6 protein-coding genes and 1 pseudogene are annotated in these 3,804 nt (G+C 56.8%); 3 read left to right on the forward strand and 4 right to left on the reverse strand.

The window, feature by feature from the left end; all coding sequences use genetic code 11:
• Nucleotides 1-320: pseudogene (locus A1WC_RS28375) on the reverse strand (hypothetical protein); the annotation flags it as partial.
• On the opposite strand from A1WC_RS28375, the gene A1WC_RS00030 reads away from it, so the two are divergent.
• Together A1WC_RS00030 and A1WC_RS00025 are read left to right on the forward strand one after the other, a co-directional pair.
• On the forward strand, nucleotides 231-422 hold the full coding sequence (locus tag A1WC_RS00030; protein ID WP_016162087.1) for a Rop family plasmid primer RNA-binding protein: 192 nt from the start codon (nucleotides 231-233) through the stop codon (nucleotides 420-422). The pseudogene A1WC_RS28375 and the gene A1WC_RS00030 sit on opposite strands and share 90 nt — an antisense overlap.
• Nucleotides 422-826 (forward strand): helix-turn-helix domain-containing protein, encoded by a 405-nt coding sequence (locus A1WC_RS00025; protein WP_016162088.1) that lies wholly within the window; start codon nucleotides 422-424, stop codon nucleotides 824-826. The genes A1WC_RS00030 and A1WC_RS00025 overlap by 1 nt, the downstream gene beginning before the upstream one ends.
• A gap of 6 nt (nucleotides 827-832) precedes the next feature.
• Here A1WC_RS00025 and A1WC_RS00020 read toward each other — a convergent pair whose 3' ends face one another.
• Genes A1WC_RS00020 through A1WC_RS00010 form a run of 3 tightly spaced genes read right to left on the reverse strand, consistent with a single transcriptional unit; the run spans nucleotide 833 to nucleotide 2,629 of the window.
• Nucleotides 833-1,531, reverse strand: a complete 699-nt coding sequence (locus A1WC_RS00020) for a hypothetical protein (RefSeq protein ID WP_016162089.1) — start codon at nucleotides 1,529-1,531, stop codon at nucleotides 833-835.
• Nucleotides 1,528-2,415 carry a hypothetical protein gene (locus A1WC_RS00015; RefSeq protein WP_016162090.1) on the reverse strand — a complete coding sequence of 296 codons (888 nt, stop codon included), beginning with the start codon at nucleotides 2,413-2,415 and terminating at the stop codon, nucleotides 1,528-1,530. The genes A1WC_RS00020 and A1WC_RS00015 overlap by 4 nt, the downstream gene beginning before the upstream one ends.
• On the reverse strand, nucleotides 2,408-2,629 hold the full coding sequence (locus A1WC_RS00010) for a hypothetical protein (RefSeq protein ID WP_016162091.1): 222 nt from the start codon (nucleotides 2,627-2,629) through the stop codon (nucleotides 2,408-2,410). The genes A1WC_RS00015 and A1WC_RS00010 overlap by 8 nt, the downstream gene beginning before the upstream one ends.
• A 563-nt stretch (nucleotides 2,630-3,192) precedes the next feature.
• Between A1WC_RS00010 and A1WC_RS00005 the strand changes: the two genes are divergently transcribed.
• Nucleotides 3,193-3,393, forward strand: coding sequence for a hypothetical protein (locus A1WC_RS00005; protein WP_016162092.1), 201 nt, complete (start codon nucleotides 3,193-3,195; stop codon nucleotides 3,391-3,393).
• The last annotated feature ends 411 nt before the right edge of the window (nucleotides 3,394-3,804 follow it).

A 3,804-nucleotide genomic window follows, 5' to 3' on the forward strand; every position in this document is an offset into this window, starting at 1 on the left:
CTGATTTGAGCGTCAGATTCTGTGATGCTTGTCAGGGGGGCGGAGCCTATGGAAAAACGGCAACGCCGTGGCCTTTTCCACAGGCTCTTCTCTTCCTGGTTATAGCTATTACTCTTCTGTGTGTCCCGTCCGCTCGCCGCAGCCGAACGGCAGGAGCGTAGCGACTGAGTGAGCGAGGAAGCGGAAAAGAGACCGGTTTGACACTGAGCACTGACGCCCTGAGGCCCCTTATGACGAAACAACAGAAAACTGCCCTGAACATGGCTAAATTCATCCAGAATCAGTCCCTGCTCCTGCTGGAGAAGCTTAACGAGCTTGATCTCGATGTGGAGGCTGACCTTTGTGAGAAACTCCACGATGATGCGGAGCATCTTTTCCGTACACTGTCCCTACGACTGGATGCACTACAGGAGGGTGACTGATGGCGAAAGTGTCGATCAGTGAGGCTGCACGCCTGACGGGTAAGAGCAGGACAACCCTGCACAGGTTAATTAAAGCCGGTGAGCTGTCCACCTGTCGGGGTGAACGGAATGCGAAAATGCTCGAGACTTCAGAGCTTTTGCGGGTGTTTGGTGCCTTTGCGCCGGTATCCGTTGAACAGGCGGAAGAACAGGTCAGTGGACAGCGTGACACAGTCACTTCTGACCGTAATGAACAGGTCATTTACATTCTGAAACAGGAAATTGAACACCTGAACACCCTTCTTGCCTCCAGAGATTCACATATCGACAGTCTGAAACAGGCGATGTTGTTGCTGGAGAACCGGGAAGAGAAGCGGCAGAACACGACCCGGCCCCGTGCCTGGTGGCGTTTCTGGCAGTCCTGAAATGCCTCAGTGTTTTTGCCCTGCTGTTCCGTCAGTGGCCTGGAGTTTTTCCAGTTTCCGTCTGCGCCGTTCCGCTGTTGCGCTGGCATTTTGTCGCCTTTTCTCTGCTTCCTCTGCTTCCAGACGGGCCCGCATGGCGTTATGCCGCTCTCCGGCAACATACTTTCTGACTTCCGCCATTCTGGCTTTCAGTGCCTGCTCCTGTACCAGCAGGCCGGACGCGCGCTGATTCAGTGCCTCCGTCTGTTCCTCCAGCTCCTGCCTGGCTTCTTCCCGGGCATTCTGCAACGCCTGACGCCAGCGCTTTTCTCTTTTCGCATACTCTTCCCGCAGTACATTCGCCGCATCACAATAGTGACTGTGCAGGGTTTCTGTCTTCATGTTGTGATCCCTGATAAGGGCATTTTGTCTGGCGGTATGCGCCTCTTCTGCCTCCCTCAGTGCCTGCTGATATCCGCTTATCTCGCGCTGTATCCGGCGGTACTCTGAGCCTCTGAAAAACAAAATGAACAGCCACAGCGAGAACGCTGTGGCTGCGATCCCCGTAGCCAGGATTGCGGGACCGAGTTCGGTGACCGCCTTCCAGCCAGTGAACAGCTGCGGATTACTGGCATCCGGATAGTAAACGCCCATATGTTTCAGCTCATACAGGGCGTACGCGATGGCGAAAACACCGGTACACAATAAAATAAACGTTCTTGTCATCGCAGGTATGTCTCCGTGATTTCCGGACGAAAATGGCCCATTTCCTGGCTGACGGTGCGCAGGGCCATATCACGAACCAGACCGAGTTTTTGCAGCTCCTGCATCCGTTGCTGGGCGTAGCTGTGACGCACGCCGTGTGCCCCCCGTGACCAGCCCAGGGTACGCATGGAGGCGGCACTGAAAGCGTTCGACCAGCGCTGGCCTCCGCCAATGGCGTACTGACTCTGGTAAAACACGCCGCGATCGGTCACCCGGACCGGGCTCGCCAGCCTGACATGCTCCAGACGTTCAGCCAGGGGGGACGGTATCAGGACTTCCCTGACCAGGCCGCCTTTGCCCTGAACGGTGTAAATCACACCCTCCCGACCGGCAAATTTACTGTCCGCTGCCGGACGGGGATCCGGTGCACGCTCCTGGCGGGGCGCGAGGGTCAGCAGTTCATGGGCGCGTAATCCGGCGGCCAGGGCAATCGCGGTGGCCAGGGCGTTGGCGGGCTGTTGTGCTGCGGCAATCAGGGCTACCTGGTCCGGGCTGTAGGCCCGGCTGCTCAGGATCTGTGCCTGCTCCGATTTCACCACCGGCAGGTGTTCGCCGGCAGGGAGGGTCTGCGTCACGTGGATCATCATGGCCTGGATGGCCTGGCGTTCCATATCGAGCGTTTTCTGGCCGACCTGCTCCCCGCGCTGCTCCAGGTAGGTGATGGCCTGCGCCGGTGTCAGTGTGCGTAAATCACCGTGGTTGAGCCGGTTCTCTTTCATCCACTCTGCGACGCGGGTCAGTCCCTGCTCGTAATTCCGGACTGTGCCGACAGAGCGCAGAATATTTCCCTGGAGTGGTTTTATCACGCCAGCCGCCTGGCGGGCAGCGCTGGCGAATTTAGCCATTTTTTTCCAGCCAGCGGGTAACCGTGGACAACACCACTTTGATTCTCCGGGCCCGGAGCCAGCGTTGCAGCTCCGCTGCACTGGCCCCGGCCTGGTACAGGCTCAGCAGTTCGCCGGTATAGCGGTCAAGGCGGGAGGGACGGTAGCGGACCTGGCGGATACGGCGGGTCTGCGCCTGCAGGGCGGCCAGTTCGGCGGCGGTATCAAATTCCATCTGTACTCCGGTGTGTAAGAACATCAGTGGAAATCCACTGCGGCCTGCGCCGATCGCCCTCGTTTAAACCGTAACGTGGTTAAGCCCGGACTGCTCGCGGCTCAACGTCTCTTTAGTCAGAGAATGACTTGACCCGGTTGTGGGTCTGACAGATTTGGGCTGTTGTCTCAGTGTTCTCGGATTGGGCTGCCCGGTACAGTATCCCCGGAGGGACCCGGCTGTTTTACCTGCTGCCGGTAGGCAGGTGCGCGTCAGAGTGCGCGGGCTCATGGTTTGACTAAATACTAGCCAGGTTTTTCGTGCGTGTGAATGTTGTTTTTTAAATGTTGCGTCTGACTCCGCTCAATAGCGACTCCCGCTATGTACAGGCGCATTTTATGCGTCGTACATAGCGGGTGTCGCAGGTGCTCATATTGCCTGAATAAAAAAACCGGGACTGACCGCCCCGGACCCCGCCAACGGTGACCGGACAGACAAAAAATTTGCCTGCCCGGTCACCGTTTTCACGCCAGGATGACCGTCGTGATGCCAGGATGGTGTCACAGAGAAAGCGGAGAGACAGAATGAAGCTGATTACGGTGGATGAATCCGTGGTGAACGCGATAGTGGAATACTACGCACAGGGCAGTGAGGAGGCGCATGCAGAGGGAAACAGGATGTTCCTGCGTTATCTGCACGAGCTAACGGGAACACAGCGTGTGGCGGTTGAGGCGGCCAGAAAGCAGTCTCTGGCCGCGATAAATAAGGGGGGCGCTTCCCTGTGATTAAAATCGCATTTATGGACGGCTGATGTCTGTGCACTGGCCCGGAAATATTTTTCTCCGGTGAGGGGCTGATATGAGCTACCTTTTTCTTGTCGCCGGCACCGCACCAGGTGCGACGGTCCTTTTACAGAGTTGTCCTCATTTGACGGGCCTGGATGGCCCGTTCTTTTATGCTTTTAACGTCCAGAACCCTTTTCTCGACCGAAATCACCGGCTATGCGGTGGTGTGCATAGCCATGCATGTGCGTAAAATAAATCAGGTGCGTTTCTGGCGGGTTTTCGGGTGGTTTGTTGCCTGTTTTACCGGTTTCCCGTCAGAAACGCCCTGAGGCCGTTTTCGCGGTGCGCGTAAGAAGACGTTATGGTAAATAGGGCGCTATCGCCTAAATACACGGCTGATTGTTTTTTTTT

It is taken from the genome of Klebsiella sp. KTE92 (assembly GCF_000398905.1).
Taxonomy (GTDB): Bacteria; Pseudomonadota; Gammaproteobacteria; order Enterobacterales; family Enterobacteriaceae; genus Klebsiella; species Klebsiella variicola.